The following is a 12,136-nucleotide window of genomic DNA, read 5'->3' on the forward strand; positions in this document are numbered from 1 at the left end:
CAGCCGCATGCTTTTCTGGAAAACCTGGAAGGCCCTGAGCGAAGCCGGCGTGATGGGCATCAACCGTCGCAACGCCGACTATGTGCTCAAGTACAACAAGCGGCACCTGTATCCGGTGGTCGATGACAAGATCCTGACCAAGGAACGGGCCATCGCCGCACAGATCAACGTGCCCGACCTGTACGGCATCATTGATACCGAAAAGGACATCGGCAAGTTCACCCAGCTGGTGGAGAACCACAAGGACTTCGTCATCAAGCCGGCCCAGGGCGCCGGCGGTGACGGCATCCTGGTGATCGGCGACCGCTACGAAGGCCGCTATCGCACGGTATCCGGCAAGATCATCAGTCTGGAGGAGATCGAGCATCACATCTCCAACATCCTCTCCGGGCTGTACTCCCTCGGTGGTCACCGCGACCGGGTGCTGATCGAATACCGGGTCAAGCCCGACCCCATCTTCAAGAGCATCAGCTATGAGGGGGTGCCCGACATCCGCATCATAGTGCTGCTCGGCTACCCGGTGATGGCCATGCTGCGCCTGCCCACCCGGCAGTCCAACGGCAAGGCCAACCTGCACCAGGGCGCGATCGGCGTGGGCGTCGACCTGACCACCGGCATCACCCTCAAGGGCACCTGGCTGAACAACAAGATCAGCAAGCACCCGGATACCGCCAACGAGGTAGCTGGCGTACAACTGCCCGACTGGGACGGCTTCATGCGCCTGGCCACCTCCTGTTATGAGCTGTCCGGGCTCGGCTATATCGGCGTGGATCTGGTACTGGACGAGAGGAAGGGGCCGCTGATCCTCGAGCTCAACGCCCGCCCCGGCCTGAACATCCAGATCGCCAACGATGCCGGCCTGACCCACCGCTGCCACGCTGTGGAACGGCATGTTGCCGAACTGAAGAAGGCCGGCCGCACCGAAACCGTGGAGGAGCGCATGGCGTTTTCCCAGCAGCATTTCGGCAAGCCGGTGTTCCTCAGCGCGGATGAAGCCCCCGTGGAAGAACCCCCCGTCGAACCGGACACACCCGCCCCCGACGCATGACCCGCCCCTACCGTCTGACCCCACTGCCCTGGCAGGCTGATCCGCTGCCGGGGCTGCTTGCCATTCGCGACCTCGGCCACCCCGTGCTGCTGGATTCGGCCGCCAGCGAAGACCCGCGCGGACACTACAGCATCCTGGCCGCAGGGCCGACCCAGTTGATCAGCGCTGCGGACAACGAATCGGGGTTGTCGACAATCCAGCGCCTGCGCGCGGCGCTGGCGGCAATCGAGCCGGCCAGTTGGCCGACGGGCACCGGCCTGCCCTTCGGCGCAGGCGCCATGGGCTTCATCAGTTACGACTTCGGCCGGGCGCTGGAACGCATTCCGGCACAGGCGCTGGCCGACATACGGCTGCCCGGCCTGCACATGGGCCTCTACCTGTGGAGCCTGGTCACAGACCATCGCCGGCAGCAGCGCTGGCTGGTCTGCCACCCGAGCCTGACCGCAGCCCGGGAGCGCGAGCTGCTGGAACGACTGCAGAACACCTCAACAGGGCCCGGCAATTTCGCCCTGCGAGCGCCCTTCTCCGCCGAGCAGAGTCGGCAGCAGTATCTGCAGTCCTTTAAGCGCATCCAGCACTACATCCGCGCCGGAGACTGCTACCAGGTCAATCTGGCCCAGCGTTTCAGCGCACCCTGCCAGGGCGACCCCCTGAGCGCCTACCAACGGCTGCGCCAGGCCTGCCCCACCCCCTTTGCCGCCTATCTCGAAGCGCCGGACTACAGCCTGCTCAGCCTGTCCCCCGAACGCTTCCTCAAGGTCCGCGACGGTCAGGTGGAAACCCGCCCGATCAAGGGCACCCGCCCCAGGGGCATCGATGCCGGAACGGACAGTCGACTGGCCGAAGAGCTGCGCAACAGCCCCAAGGACCGCGCAGAGAACCTGATGATCGTCGACCTGCTGCGCAACGACCTGGGCCGCAGCTGCGCTTTCGGCAGCGTCCGGGTACCCGAGCTGTTCAGCATCGAGAGCTACCCCAATGTGCACCATCTGGTCAGCAGCATCACCGGCGCCCTGAAGCCCGACCTGGATGCCCTCGATCTGGTTGCCGGCGCCTTCCCCGGCGGCTCCATCACCGGCGCCCCCAAAATCCGCGCCATGCAGATCATCGAGGAACTGGAGCCGGTACGGCGCAGCCTCTACTGCGGCAGCATCGGGTACATCGGCTGCGAAGGCCAGATGGACCTGAACATCGCCATCCGCAGCCTGGTGCATCAGAACGAGCGTCTGTACTGTTGGGGAGGTGGCGGCATAGTCGCCGATTCGGACGGCGAGGCCGAGTACCAGGAGACCCTGACCAAGGTCCGGGTATTGTTGGAAACCCTGGGAATATGAGGGAGGGCCGGGTTCTATCCCGGCCGCTTGGGATTGGCAGCGCCGGGAACGTCGAGCACCGGCTCGATGAGCGGACTCGTCGACACCGTCGGACTCACTGCCACACGCAAAGGACGAGCTGGTGCCCGTCCCTCCCGGGATCTTACAGGCTCAGCTTGCGATTGGACGCCTTGATGAATTCCTTTTTCAGATCCTCGAAGGTATGCACCGCGGGGAACTGGGGGAATTCGGCGATGACGTTGTCCGGGGCGTGGAACAGGATGCCGGCATGGGCTTCGGACAGCATGGTGGTGTCATTGTAGGAGTCACCGGCGGCGATCACGCGATAGTAGAGACTCTTGAAGGCGATGACCGACTGACGCTTGGGGTCCTTCTGGCGCAGCTGATAGTCCACCACACGATCGGTCTCGTCGGTGATCAGCCTGTGGCACAGCAGCGTGGGGAAACCCAGCTGGCGCATCAGCGGCTGGGAGAACTCATAGAAGGTGTCGGACAGGATCACCACCTGGAAACGCTCACGCAGCCAGTTGACGAACTCCACGGCACCGTCCAGCGGCTTGAGGGTCCCGATCACTTCCTGGATATCACCCAGCTTCAACCCATGTTCGTCAAGAATGCGCAGGCGCTGTTTCATCAGCACGTCGTAATCGGGAATATCCCGGGTGGTCGCGCGCAGCTCGGCGATACCGGTTTTCTCGGCGAAGGCAATCCAGATTTCGGGGACCAGAACACCTTCGAGGTCAAGGCAGGCGATTTCCACAGAATACTCCTGAAGCAATTATGGGATGGCTGATTGGATGGCGTGACAATCTACCGGCTACGCTGGCGTGGTGCAATCTCCAGCCGCCGGCCTGCCCATCATCAATAGCACTGAGGCATAAAACTATAACCAAATAGAAGGACAAGTGCTAAGTGTCAGCGGGTAGAATGTGCGGTCCACGATGCTCCGAAGAGAGCTGCAATGCAGGAGAGCCTGATGTCCAGCCCGTTGTTCGATGTTGATGCCCTCGCGGTCGAATATGCCGCCAAATCCCCCCAGGAAGTGTTAAAGCTGGCCTTCGAGCATTTCGATGATCTCTGGCTGTCCTTCAGTGGCGCCGACGATATCGTGGTGCTGGACATGGCCTGGAAGCTCAATCCCGGACTCAAGGTCTTCACCCTGGACACCGGCCGCCTGCACCCGGAAACCTACCGGTTCCTGGAAGAGGTACGCAAACACTACGGCATTCAGCTCGAGGTTCTCTCGCCGGACCACCAGGTGCTGGAAGCCTACGTCCGGGAGAAGGGCCTGTTCGACTTCTATGAAAACGGTCACGGCGAGTGCTGCGGCATCCGCAAGATCGCCCCGCTGCGCCGCAAGCTCGCCACCGTGGATGCCTGGATCACCGGCCAGCGCCGTGACCAGAGCCCCGGCACCCGCGCCAATGTGCCTGTGGTGGAAGTCGATGCGGCCTTCTCCACTGCCGACCGCCAGCTGATCAAGTTCAACCCGCTGGCCAACTACAGCAGCCAGGACGTGTGGAACTACATCCGCATGCTGGAAATTCCCTATAACAAGCTGCACGAACGTGGCTTTGTCAGCATTGGCTGCGAGCCCTGCACCCGTCCGGTCCTGCCCAACCAGCATGAACGGGAGGGCCGCTGGTGGTGGGAAGAAGCCACGCAGAAGGAGTGCGGGCTGCATGCAGGCAATCTGATAGCAAAAAACTGACGTTTAGCCAGAGATTCCCATCGCCACTTCCGATCTCGTCAGATAAAAATCATTTCCCTGAGACAAAGGAAGGATCCTGTACTCAAAGGGTCGAGATCATGCAATGAGGGATCATCAATGAAGTGGTACAACTGGCGCGTCTATTGCCTCGCCTACGCGCCTCGCAAGGCACATTGCCGAGAAATCACCGACCGCAACGGTCGCTGGCAACGACTGTTCGGGGGGTGGTTCTTCAGAGTGGATTGATACAAGACTGCCAATCGACTCAGACGCGAAAAAGCCCCGACAGCCAGGCTCTCGGGGCTTTTTCTGTCAAGTGCGGGACAGATAAGCCGCTCAGTAGGTCGGCAGATCGACGGACTCGAACAGCGCCTCTACCTCTGCCCTGGTGGCACACTGCAGGACCTCTTCGATCCGCTCGCGAGTCAGGTGCGGTGCGAAGGCCTCGATGAAATCGTACATGAAGCCACGCAAAAAGGTCCCCTTGCGAAAGCCCAGGTGCGTCACGCTGGGTTCGAACAGGTGGCTGGCATCAATTATCTCCAGATCGCTGTCCAGCTTCGGGTCCACTGCCATGCGGGCGACGATACCCACACCCAGGCCGAGTCGCACGTAGGTCTTGAGCACGTCGGCATCCGCCGCGGTGAACACCACCTTGGGTTGCAGTCCCTTGTGACTGAAGGCCTCATCCAGCTTCGAGCGGCCGGTGAAGCCGAACACATAGGTGACTATCGGCTGTTCTGCCAGCAGCTCCAGGGTCAGGGGGCCGGCTTCCAGCAGCGGGTGCCCCTTGGGCACTATCACGCAGCGGTTCCAGCGGTAGCAGGGCATCATCACCAGCTCGTTGAACAGCTCCATACCCTCGGTGGCAATGGCGAAATCAGCGGTGCCGTCCACCGCCATCTCACTGATCTGGGTCGGCGTGCCCTGGTGCATGTGCAGGGACACTTCGGGGTAGGCCTCGATGAAGCGAGCAATCACCGGCGGCAGCGCATAGCGCGCCTGGGTATGGGTGGTGGCGAGCGTCAGGGTGCCGCGGCGCTCGTGGCTGAATTCCTGCGCCACCTGCTTGATGTTCTCGCACTTGCGCAGGATCTCTCCGGCAATCTGGATGATGCGCTCACCAGCAGGTGTGATGCGGGTCAGATGCTTGCCGCTGCGGGAAAACACCTCGACGCCCAGCTCATCCTCCAGCAGGCGGATCTGCTTGCTGATGCCCGGTTGCGAGGTATAGAGGCTCTGAGCGGTAGCCGACACATTCAGGCCATGATGGGCCACTTCCCAGATATAGCGCAGTTGCTGCAATTTCATCGATGCAAACCCCCTGTTCGTGCAAGCCCAACATCATGAACCCTTTATAACCGAAATGGTAGATGCAAGGCAGAGCTTAGACCATTAACAGGGGTAGTGAAGAGACAGCGACCAATGGCGCGCTGGTAAAACCCCAGGCGCCGTGCAGGGCGCCCGGGACAACGAGCATCGGTCGTCGGAGGAGTTCGGCTGCGCTTACTGATAGCCGTCCTGAATGAACTGCAGCATATCCCGCAGGGCCGCGATCCGGGGCATCGGCCGGCCGGCCTGCTCGGCACGGCGCAACGCCTCACCATAGAGGTTGTCCAGCTCCATGGGGCGTTTGTGTTGCCAGTCCTGATGCATGCTCGGCAGATAGTCCGGAATCATCTGGGTACCCATGAGCAGCTTGTCTGCCAGCGCTTCGGGCATCGGATGACCACAGGCCTCAGCCGCGTCCACCACCTCCTGCATCAGATCACGAATCAGCTGACGACTGGCCGGATTGGCAAGCAGTGCATGGGTGCCGGCGTTAAGTACCACCGACGCACCATTGAAGGGAGCGTTCCACACCAGCTTCTGCCACCGGGCGCTGTCCAGGTTGTCCTGCTCCCGGGCACGCAGGCTCGCCTCGCGGAACATGGCCGCACCCTCGGCAATGATCTGCTCCTGGGCCTGGGCATCCGCCCCACCGGAATGGTAGGCCAGGTCGATCATGCCGTTATCCTGATGCACCACCACGCCCGGACCCTTGCGGTACAGGCACACATAGCACAGCCCGCCGATCAGATGCAGATCCGCCGGCAGCTCATCGCGCAGCTGGTCCTCGTTCCCCAGCCCGTTCTGCAACAGCACGACCCGTGCGCCCGGAGCCGCCGCTTTGGCGATCAGCGGTGCCAGTGCCGCATTGCTGGTCGACTTGGCACCCACCAGCAGCCAGTCGCAGGCAGGCATCTGCGCTGCATCGTCATAGGCCTGGGCCGGATTGAGGTTCAGTTCCCCGTGCACCATGCTGTCGATGGTGATGCCATTCTGCTTGACCGCTTCGTACTCGCTGCGCAGCAGAAAGTGCACGTCATAACCCGCCCGGGCCAGCATCACGCCGTAAAATCCACCGATAGCGCCGGTGCCGATCACACCGATACGTGGCTTCGCCATCCGTCAGTCCCCTCTTTCATGTGCTGTATGAATTGCCACCCATGGTAAACCCTGTACCGCGCCGGCAACAGTCACCAAGCCGACAATGCCCGGGGTCGAACATGTGACATTGATCGGATCAATAGCCCCGACAGGCTAGCCCTGGCAGGCATCCATGCTTTAAGCTGTCCGCCATTTGATGACGGGCTGGCGGTTTGCCGGCCTGACCGACTCGCTGGGAAGGAAGATGGCTGATTTACCTATTAACGATCTGAACGTTGCTTCCAACGAAGCAATGATTACGCCGGCCCAACTCAAGGCCAAAATCCCCATGAGCAAAGCGGCCGAGGCCACCATCACCGAGAGTCGCCAGGTGATCCGCGATATCCTCGACGGCAAGGACCAGCGCCTGTTCATCGTCATCGGCCCCTGCTCCATCCACGACGTGGAAGCCGCCAAGGACTATGCCCGCCGGCTCAAGGAGCTGGCCGCCGAAGTCAGCGACAGCCTCTATCTGGTCATGCGGGTATATTTCGAGAAGCCGCGTACCACCGTCGGCTGGAAGGGGCTGATCAACGACCCCTATCTGGATGACAGCTTCAAGATCGAGGACGGCCTGCACATCGGCCGTCAGCTGCTCAGCGATCTGGTGGAAATGGGTCTGCCCACCGCCACCGAGGCACTGGACCCCATCTCCCCCCAGTACCTGCAGGATCTGATTTCCTGGTCGGCCATCGGTGCCCGCACCACCGAGTCCCAGACCCACCGTGAACTGGCCTCCGGCCTGTCCTGTGCGGTCGGCTTCAAGAACGGTACCGACGGCAACCTGGGTGTCGCCATCAACGCCCTGCAGTCCACCGCCAGCCCGCACCGCTTCATGGGCATCAATGCCGAAGGCCAGGTCTCCATCGTCACCACCCGTGGCAACCGCTACGGCCACGTGGTGCTGCGCGGCGGCAACGGCAAGCCGAACTACGACTCGGTCAGCGTCGCCCTGTGCGAGAAGGAACTGGAGAAGGCCGGGATCAAGCCCAACATCATGATCGACTGCAGTCACGCCAACTCCAACAAGGACCCGGCGCTGCAACCGCTGGTAATGGACAACGTCGCCAACCAGATCGCCGAAGGCAACAACTCCATCGTCGGTCTGATGGTCGAGAGCCACATCGGCTGGGGGAGTCAGCCGATCAACAAGGATCTGTCACAGCTGCAGTATGGCGTCTCCATCACCGACGCCTGCATCGACTGGGATACCACCGTCAAGGCCGTGCGCAGCATGCATGCCAAGGTCAAGGACGTACTGCCCCAGCGCAAGCGGGCCTGATCGACAGACCCGATGGATCCCGCCGCCGGACCGGCGCGGGATCCGGCTTCAGTCTCAACCAGCCTGCTGGCGGGACATGTAGCGCTCCATGTAGGAGCAGGAAGGGATCACCTTGTAACCCTGCTCCGCTGCGTACTTCAGCGCCTCGGCGGCCAGCTGTGCTGCCAACCCCCTGCCCCGCAACGCCTCCGGAACGAAGGTACGATAGATATCCATTGTCTGTTTACCCAGATCCATGTAGGTCAGATAGGCGCGCCCTGCGTCATCATCGATATAGAAAATCCGGCCTTCGATATCGTGCTGAACCGCAACCTCTGAATTCATGGCGACCTCCTACGCGTGCATGGAAATGGGATGTTACACAAATTGACCGGGGCCGGGGCGGAAAGATTCCACCCCGGCCTCCCCGTCAGGCGGAGACGCCCACTCCCAGTGCCATCAGCAGCCCTATGGACAGCAGACAGGCCACCACAGGTATCGCCACTGTCACCACGAACATGTCCTTGTAGGCCTCCCGATGACTCAGACCCATGATCATGAAGGTGGCGATAACGGCGCCGCAGTGTGGCAGCGAGTCCAGACCACCGGAGGCAATGGCGGCGATACGGTGCAGGATTTCGGGCTGGATGCCCATCTCCAGATAGCTCGGCGCCAGGGTCTGCATGAAGATCTGCAGCCCGCCGGAGGAGGAGCCGACAATCGCCGACAGGGTACTGATGGAGGCGAACACCGACAGCAACGGCGGCATGTCCACCCCGAGAATCCACTGGGCGAACTCGCCGAAGCCGGCGGTCTGGGTCACCACTCCACCGAAGCCGATGACCGCAGCCGTATTGAGCAGCGGCATGACCGAATCCTCGGCACCCTGGCCGAACACCTTGCCCACCTGGCGGCGGGCATTGCCGAACAGCAGCACACAGGCAATGGAGCCGACGATCAGCGCAATGCTCGGCCAGATGATCGGTTGGGCCGCACTGAAGCGCAGGAGGTCAGCGAATACACCCTGCGCGTCCGACCAATCACCCAGCCCCAGAATCAGTCGCGGCAGCATGATTACCGCCAGTACCAGCGCCAGCGGCAGCAGCGCCAGCCCCCACGGCGGGGCCTCGTTCGGGTCACCGATCAGCTGTTCCATGCGCCGGTCCTGCTCGTTCTCGACAAAGCCCTCGCCCGTGGCCCTGGCCAGACGCCACTCGCGCTCCACATACCACATGCCCAGGCCGGCCATGACCACAGCGGCAAACAGCCCTATCCAGCCACCGGCGAACAGGTCGGTGCCCAGGGCGCTGGCGGAGATCACGTTGTGGATGGAAGGCGAGCCCGGCAGGGCTGTCATGGTGAAGGTACCTGCGCCAATGGAGGTGGCAGCACACCAGATACGCTTGGGCAGATTGGCCTCGCGCATCAGGGTGATACCCAGCGGATACATGGTGAACACCACCACGAACACCACGACTCCACCGTAGGTCAGCAGCGCACAGACCACCATCCCGACCAGCAGCGTGTGCTTGACCCCGAGCCCGCGGGTAATGGCCACGGCGATGCTCTTGGCCGCCTGACTGGTGGCCATGGCCTTGCCGAAAATGGCACCACAGAGAAACAGCAGGAAGAACTTGCCTGCGAAGGTGTAGGCCCCCAGGGGCCCGAACGGATAATGCTCCAGCAGTGCCGCAGGCAGCAGTATCCCATTGGGGATAGCCACCACCAGCGCACAGATGACCGAAGCCAGAAAGATGTTCACGCCTCGCAGCGCAAACCAGATCAACAACGCCAGACCAGCGAACAGGCCAAGGTATCCCAGCATACGACGCAATCCTTTTTATGTTTGTGTTATCGCGCCGTCAACATTACCCCAGCTGCTGTAGGGAACAAACCGGTGAATGCACAGGTCACTGTGCTGAATATGCAGAAAAGCAATCTGGTGATGACGGGTGTCAAGATCCGTTTGTCAGATTTGCTGCCATAATTGCATTTGGTGACGAACTGCCTTAAAAAGCGAACCGGCAGGACGTCATTCATTCTGGTCCTGACGATCAGTCCCTTCGATGAGAGTTAAAGGAGTATCACGATGAAAACTGCGCTGAAACTGTCGGCACTGTCCATGGCCGCTCTGCTGGCTGTCGGTTGTGCAAGCAACAAGGGTTATGAAGAAACAAGCGCTCGCCTGTCTGCCAACGAGAATGCAGCAGCCCGCGCTCAATCCACCGCTGACGAAGCCAACCGCAAGGCCGAAGAAGCTCTGGCTGCCGCCCAGCGCGCACAGCAGACTGCTGACGAAGCCAACGAGCGCGCCCTGCGCATGCTCGAGCGTTCCAGCCGCAAGTAACAGGGCTGTTTATCCCCTCCCCTCCAGCAGTCAGGGGGGAGGGGTTTGTCGAATCCCTCAGAACTGCCCGTAGGGCTCACCTATCACCTCTGGCACCCCCTCCTCGGCGAACACCAGATCACGGATCTTCTGCCAGTCCAGGCGGAAACCGGACACCAGTTCATTGCGTTCCTGCAGCAGCTGCTGAATCGCCGCCTGCTTGTCCAGTACAGACGGGAAGCCATGTTCGTCCAGCGGCGTGTGTACTTCCAGATAGAGCTTGCCGTCCATCACACCCAACTTGTAGGGCTGGTTGACTATGGTCACCGGAGTGCCCACCGGCACCTGCGGGAACAGCTCGGTCACATCCTGGTTGTTCATGCGGAAACAGCCGTGACTGACCCGCATGCCGATCCCGAAGGACTTGTTGGTGCCATGGATCACGTAACCGCTCAGAGCCAGATTCATCTTGTACGGCCCCATCGGGTTGTCCGGGCCCGGCGGCACCACCGCCGGCAGTATCTCGCCCTGGGCAGCATGCTCCTCGCGGATGGACCTGGGCGGATACCAGGAGGGATTGGCTTCCTTGCGTGCCACCCGGGTCTGGCCTATCGGCGAGGACCAGCCCTCCCGGCCGATACCTACCGGCCAGGTACTGACCCGCTGCTCATCCCGGGGATAGAAATACATCCGGTATTCCGGAAGGTTGATGACGATGCCCTCGCGCGGCGCGTCAGGCAGGATATGCATGCCCGGCAGGGTGATCGCCGTGCCGTCGCCGGGCAGCCAGGGATCCACTCCCGGGTTGGCTGCCACTATCTCGTTGAAACCGAAGCCGTGGGCATCGGCCAGGTCCGCCAGGGTATCCTCATAGCGCGCCTTGAGGACGCGAACCTCACCCACCAGTTGCTGCTCGCTCGTGGCCAGCGGATAGTCCGCCGCCTGAACGCCGCACAACGGCACAGCCATTCCCAACGCCACCAGCCATCGCTGCAGAAGCTTCACCGGGGCTCCCCCTCTATGCATACAGATCATACTGTTGAGTCTCTGGCACTGCCCCGGTTCCCGGGCGCGCAGCGGAACGGCGACCGGCCGCGCGCATGGTTCGGGCCACGTCCACGCACTGCGGACACAGGCTGCGAAGCGATTGCCGCTGCAACTCCCGGTACACCGGCTGCGACGGCAGCAGATCGCCACACAGCGATCGCTCCAGCGGCGCATCCAGCCGCAGATTGATATCCACCAGATGTACGTGCCAGGGATCACCCACAAACAGGTCCTGCTGCTCGTCCTGTTCCACTACACACCAACGCTTGGCCATCCAGGACAATGTCACCTGACCTGCTCCTTACCGTGAATCGATGCCGTCCAGCCACTGCCGGATGACGGGCCAGGCATTATCCAGCAAAAGCGGCTGCGCTGCAGCGCCCGGGTGAATGCCGTCGTCCAGCATCAGTTCCGGAACAGTGCCGACGCCCTCCAGCAGAAAAGGCACCAGCGGCACATCCAGGCTCTGCGACAGGTCGACGAATACCTGTTCGAAGGCATCGTTGTAACGGGGGCCGTAATTGGGCGGGATGCGCATGCCCAGCAGTATCACATCCGCACCGCTGGCCCGGGACTGCTCCACCATCGCCGAAAGATTCTGTTGCATATTGGCCGCCGGCAATCCGCGCAGCCCGTCATTGCCCCCGAGCTCGATGATCACCAGCTCCGGCTGCACCTGCTCCAGCAGCACTGGAAGCCGCGCCAGCCCGCCCGCCGTGGTCTCTCCGCTGACCGAGGCGTTGACCACCCGGTGGGGATAATCCTGCTCCTCAAGGCGCTTCTGCAGCAGTGAAACCCAGCCCTGCTCGATTTCCAGACCGAACGCGGCGCTGATACTATCGCCGATCAGCAGGATATTCTGTGCCGGCACGGGCAGCGCCAGCAGCAACAACAGCACGCCCGCGGCGCATCTTTTCAGGACAGTCATCAAGGCCGATTC

General features: G+C 61.9%; 12 protein-coding genes and 1 pseudogene. 5 read left to right on the forward strand and 8 right to left on the reverse strand.

Going from position 1 to position 12,136, the window contains the following annotated elements; translation table 11 throughout:
• Positions 1-7 precede the first annotated feature (7 nt).
• Both BM046_RS03560 and pabB read left to right on the forward strand, forming a co-directional pair.
• Positions 8-967, forward strand: a pseudogene (locus tag BM046_RS03560) (alpha-L-glutamate ligase-like protein); the annotation flags it as partial.
• Positions 968-1,044: 77 nt separating this feature from the next.
• Positions 1,045-2,382: an aminodeoxychorismate synthase component I gene (gene pabB, locus BM046_RS03565; RefSeq protein WP_090537076.1), complete on the forward strand. Its 1,338-nt coding sequence runs from the start codon at positions 1,045-1,047 to the stop codon at positions 2,380-2,382.
• A gap of 142 nt (positions 2,383-2,524) precedes the next feature.
• Here pabB and thrH read toward each other — a convergent pair whose 3' ends face one another.
• On the reverse strand, positions 2,525-3,142 hold the full coding sequence (gene thrH / locus BM046_RS03570) for a bifunctional phosphoserine phosphatase/homoserine phosphotransferase ThrH (protein WP_090537078.1): 618 nt from the start codon (positions 3,140-3,142) through the stop codon (positions 2,525-2,527).
• 216 nt (positions 3,143-3,358) lie between these two features.
• On the opposite strand from thrH, the gene BM046_RS03575 reads away from it, so the two are divergent.
• The gene (locus BM046_RS03575; RefSeq protein WP_090537717.1) at positions 3,359-4,093 is read left to right on the forward strand and encodes a phosphoadenylyl-sulfate reductase; all 735 of its coding nucleotides are present in this window, start codon (positions 3,359-3,361) and stop codon (positions 4,091-4,093) included.
• Positions 4,094-4,429: 336 nt separating this feature from the next.
• Here the strand turns inward: BM046_RS03575 and cysB are convergent, their stop codons facing one another.
• Together cysB and BM046_RS03585 are read right to left on the reverse strand one after the other, a co-directional pair.
• Positions 4,430-5,404 (reverse strand): HTH-type transcriptional regulator CysB, encoded by a 975-nt coding sequence (cysB, locus tag BM046_RS03580; protein WP_090537080.1) that lies wholly within the window; start codon positions 5,402-5,404, stop codon positions 4,430-4,432.
• Between the two features lie 195 nt (positions 5,405-5,599).
• Positions 5,600-6,541, reverse strand: a complete 942-nt coding sequence (locus BM046_RS03585; RefSeq protein ID WP_090537082.1) for a putative 2-dehydropantoate 2-reductase — start codon at positions 6,539-6,541, stop codon at positions 5,600-5,602.
• 226 nt (positions 6,542-6,767) lie between these two features.
• Between BM046_RS03585 and BM046_RS03590 the strand changes: the two genes are divergently transcribed.
• Positions 6,768-7,844, forward strand: coding sequence for a 3-deoxy-7-phosphoheptulonate synthase (locus BM046_RS03590; RefSeq protein ID WP_090537084.1), 1,077 nt, complete (start codon positions 6,768-6,770; stop codon positions 7,842-7,844).
• 54 nt (positions 7,845-7,898) lie between these two features.
• Here the strand turns inward: BM046_RS03590 and BM046_RS03595 are convergent, their stop codons facing one another.
• Both BM046_RS03595 and BM046_RS03600 read right to left on the reverse strand, forming a co-directional pair.
• The gene (locus BM046_RS03595; RefSeq protein ID WP_090537086.1) at positions 7,899-8,168 is read right to left on the reverse strand and encodes a GNAT family N-acetyltransferase; all 270 of its coding nucleotides are present in this window, start codon (positions 8,166-8,168) and stop codon (positions 7,899-7,901) included.
• A gap of 85 nt (positions 8,169-8,253) precedes the next feature.
• Complete coding sequence (locus BM046_RS03600) at positions 8,254-9,648, reverse strand: GntP family permease (RefSeq protein ID WP_090537089.1); 1,395 nt, start codon at positions 9,646-9,648, stop codon at positions 8,254-8,256.
• 264 nt (positions 9,649-9,912) lie between these two features.
• Here BM046_RS03600 and BM046_RS03605 point away from each other — a divergent pair, with 264 nt between their 5' ends.
• On the forward strand, positions 9,913-10,170 hold the full coding sequence (locus tag BM046_RS03605) for an Lpp/OprI family alanine-zipper lipoprotein (protein ID WP_090537091.1): 258 nt from the start codon (positions 9,913-9,915) through the stop codon (positions 10,168-10,170).
• A gap of 57 nt (positions 10,171-10,227) precedes the next feature.
• Here the strand turns inward: BM046_RS03605 and BM046_RS03610 are convergent, their stop codons facing one another.
• The 3 genes from BM046_RS03610 to BM046_RS03620 are packed head-to-tail and all read right to left on the reverse strand — an operon-like array spanning position 10,228 to position 12,124.
• Positions 10,228-11,118 (reverse strand): L,D-transpeptidase family protein, encoded by an 891-nt coding sequence (locus tag BM046_RS03610; RefSeq protein WP_090537092.1) that lies wholly within the window; start codon positions 11,116-11,118, stop codon positions 10,228-10,230.
• Between the two features lie 49 nt (positions 11,119-11,167).
• Positions 11,168-11,485, reverse strand: a complete 318-nt coding sequence (locus BM046_RS03615) for a hypothetical protein (protein WP_143084142.1) — start codon at positions 11,483-11,485, stop codon at positions 11,168-11,170.
• Positions 11,486-11,497: 12 nt separating this feature from the next.
• On the reverse strand, positions 11,498-12,124 hold the full coding sequence (locus BM046_RS03620; protein ID WP_218149992.1) for an arylesterase: 627 nt from the start codon (positions 12,122-12,124) through the stop codon (positions 11,498-11,500).
• Between the last annotated feature and the right edge of the window lie 12 nt (positions 12,125-12,136).

It is taken from the genome of Halopseudomonas formosensis, assembly GCF_900115905.1.
Classification (GTDB): Bacteria; Pseudomonadota; Gammaproteobacteria; order Pseudomonadales; family Pseudomonadaceae; genus Halopseudomonas; species Halopseudomonas formosensis.

What these genes read in the sequence shown, in the direction of transcription:
- BM046_RS03600 (WP_090537089.1), bottom strand. Translation starts at nt 9,648, where the DNA reads ATGCTGGGATACCTTGGCCTGTTCGCTGGTCTGGCGTTGTTGATCTGG.
- pabB (WP_090537076.1), top strand. Translation starts at nt 1,045, where the DNA reads ATGACCCGCCCCTACCGTCTGACCCCACTGCCCTGGCAGGCTGATCCG.
- cysB (WP_090537080.1), bottom strand. Translation starts at nt 5,404, where the DNA reads ATGAAATTGCAGCAACTGCGCTATATCTGGGAAGTGGCCCATCATGGC.
- BM046_RS03620 (WP_218149992.1), bottom strand. Translation starts at nt 12,124, where the DNA reads ATGACTGTCCTGAAAAGATGCGCCGCGGGCGTGCTGTTGTTGCTGCTG.
- BM046_RS03595 (WP_090537086.1), bottom strand. Translation starts at nt 8,168, where the DNA reads ATGAATTCAGAGGTTGCGGTTCAGCACGATATCGAAGGCCGGATTTTC.
- BM046_RS03590 (WP_090537084.1), top strand. Translation starts at nt 6,768, where the DNA reads ATGGCTGATTTACCTATTAACGATCTGAACGTTGCTTCCAACGAAGCA.
- BM046_RS03610 (WP_090537092.1), bottom strand. Translation starts at nt 11,118, where the DNA reads ATGGCTGTGCCGTTGTGCGGCGTTCAGGCGGCGGACTATCCGCTGGCC.
- BM046_RS03585 (WP_090537082.1), bottom strand. Translation starts at nt 6,541, where the DNA reads ATGGCGAAGCCACGTATCGGTGTGATCGGCACCGGCGCTATCGGTGGA.
- BM046_RS03575 (WP_090537717.1), top strand. Translation starts at nt 3,359, where the DNA reads ATGTCCAGCCCGTTGTTCGATGTTGATGCCCTCGCGGTCGAATATGCC.
- BM046_RS03605 (WP_090537091.1), top strand. Translation starts at nt 9,913, where the DNA reads ATGAAAACTGCGCTGAAACTGTCGGCACTGTCCATGGCCGCTCTGCTG.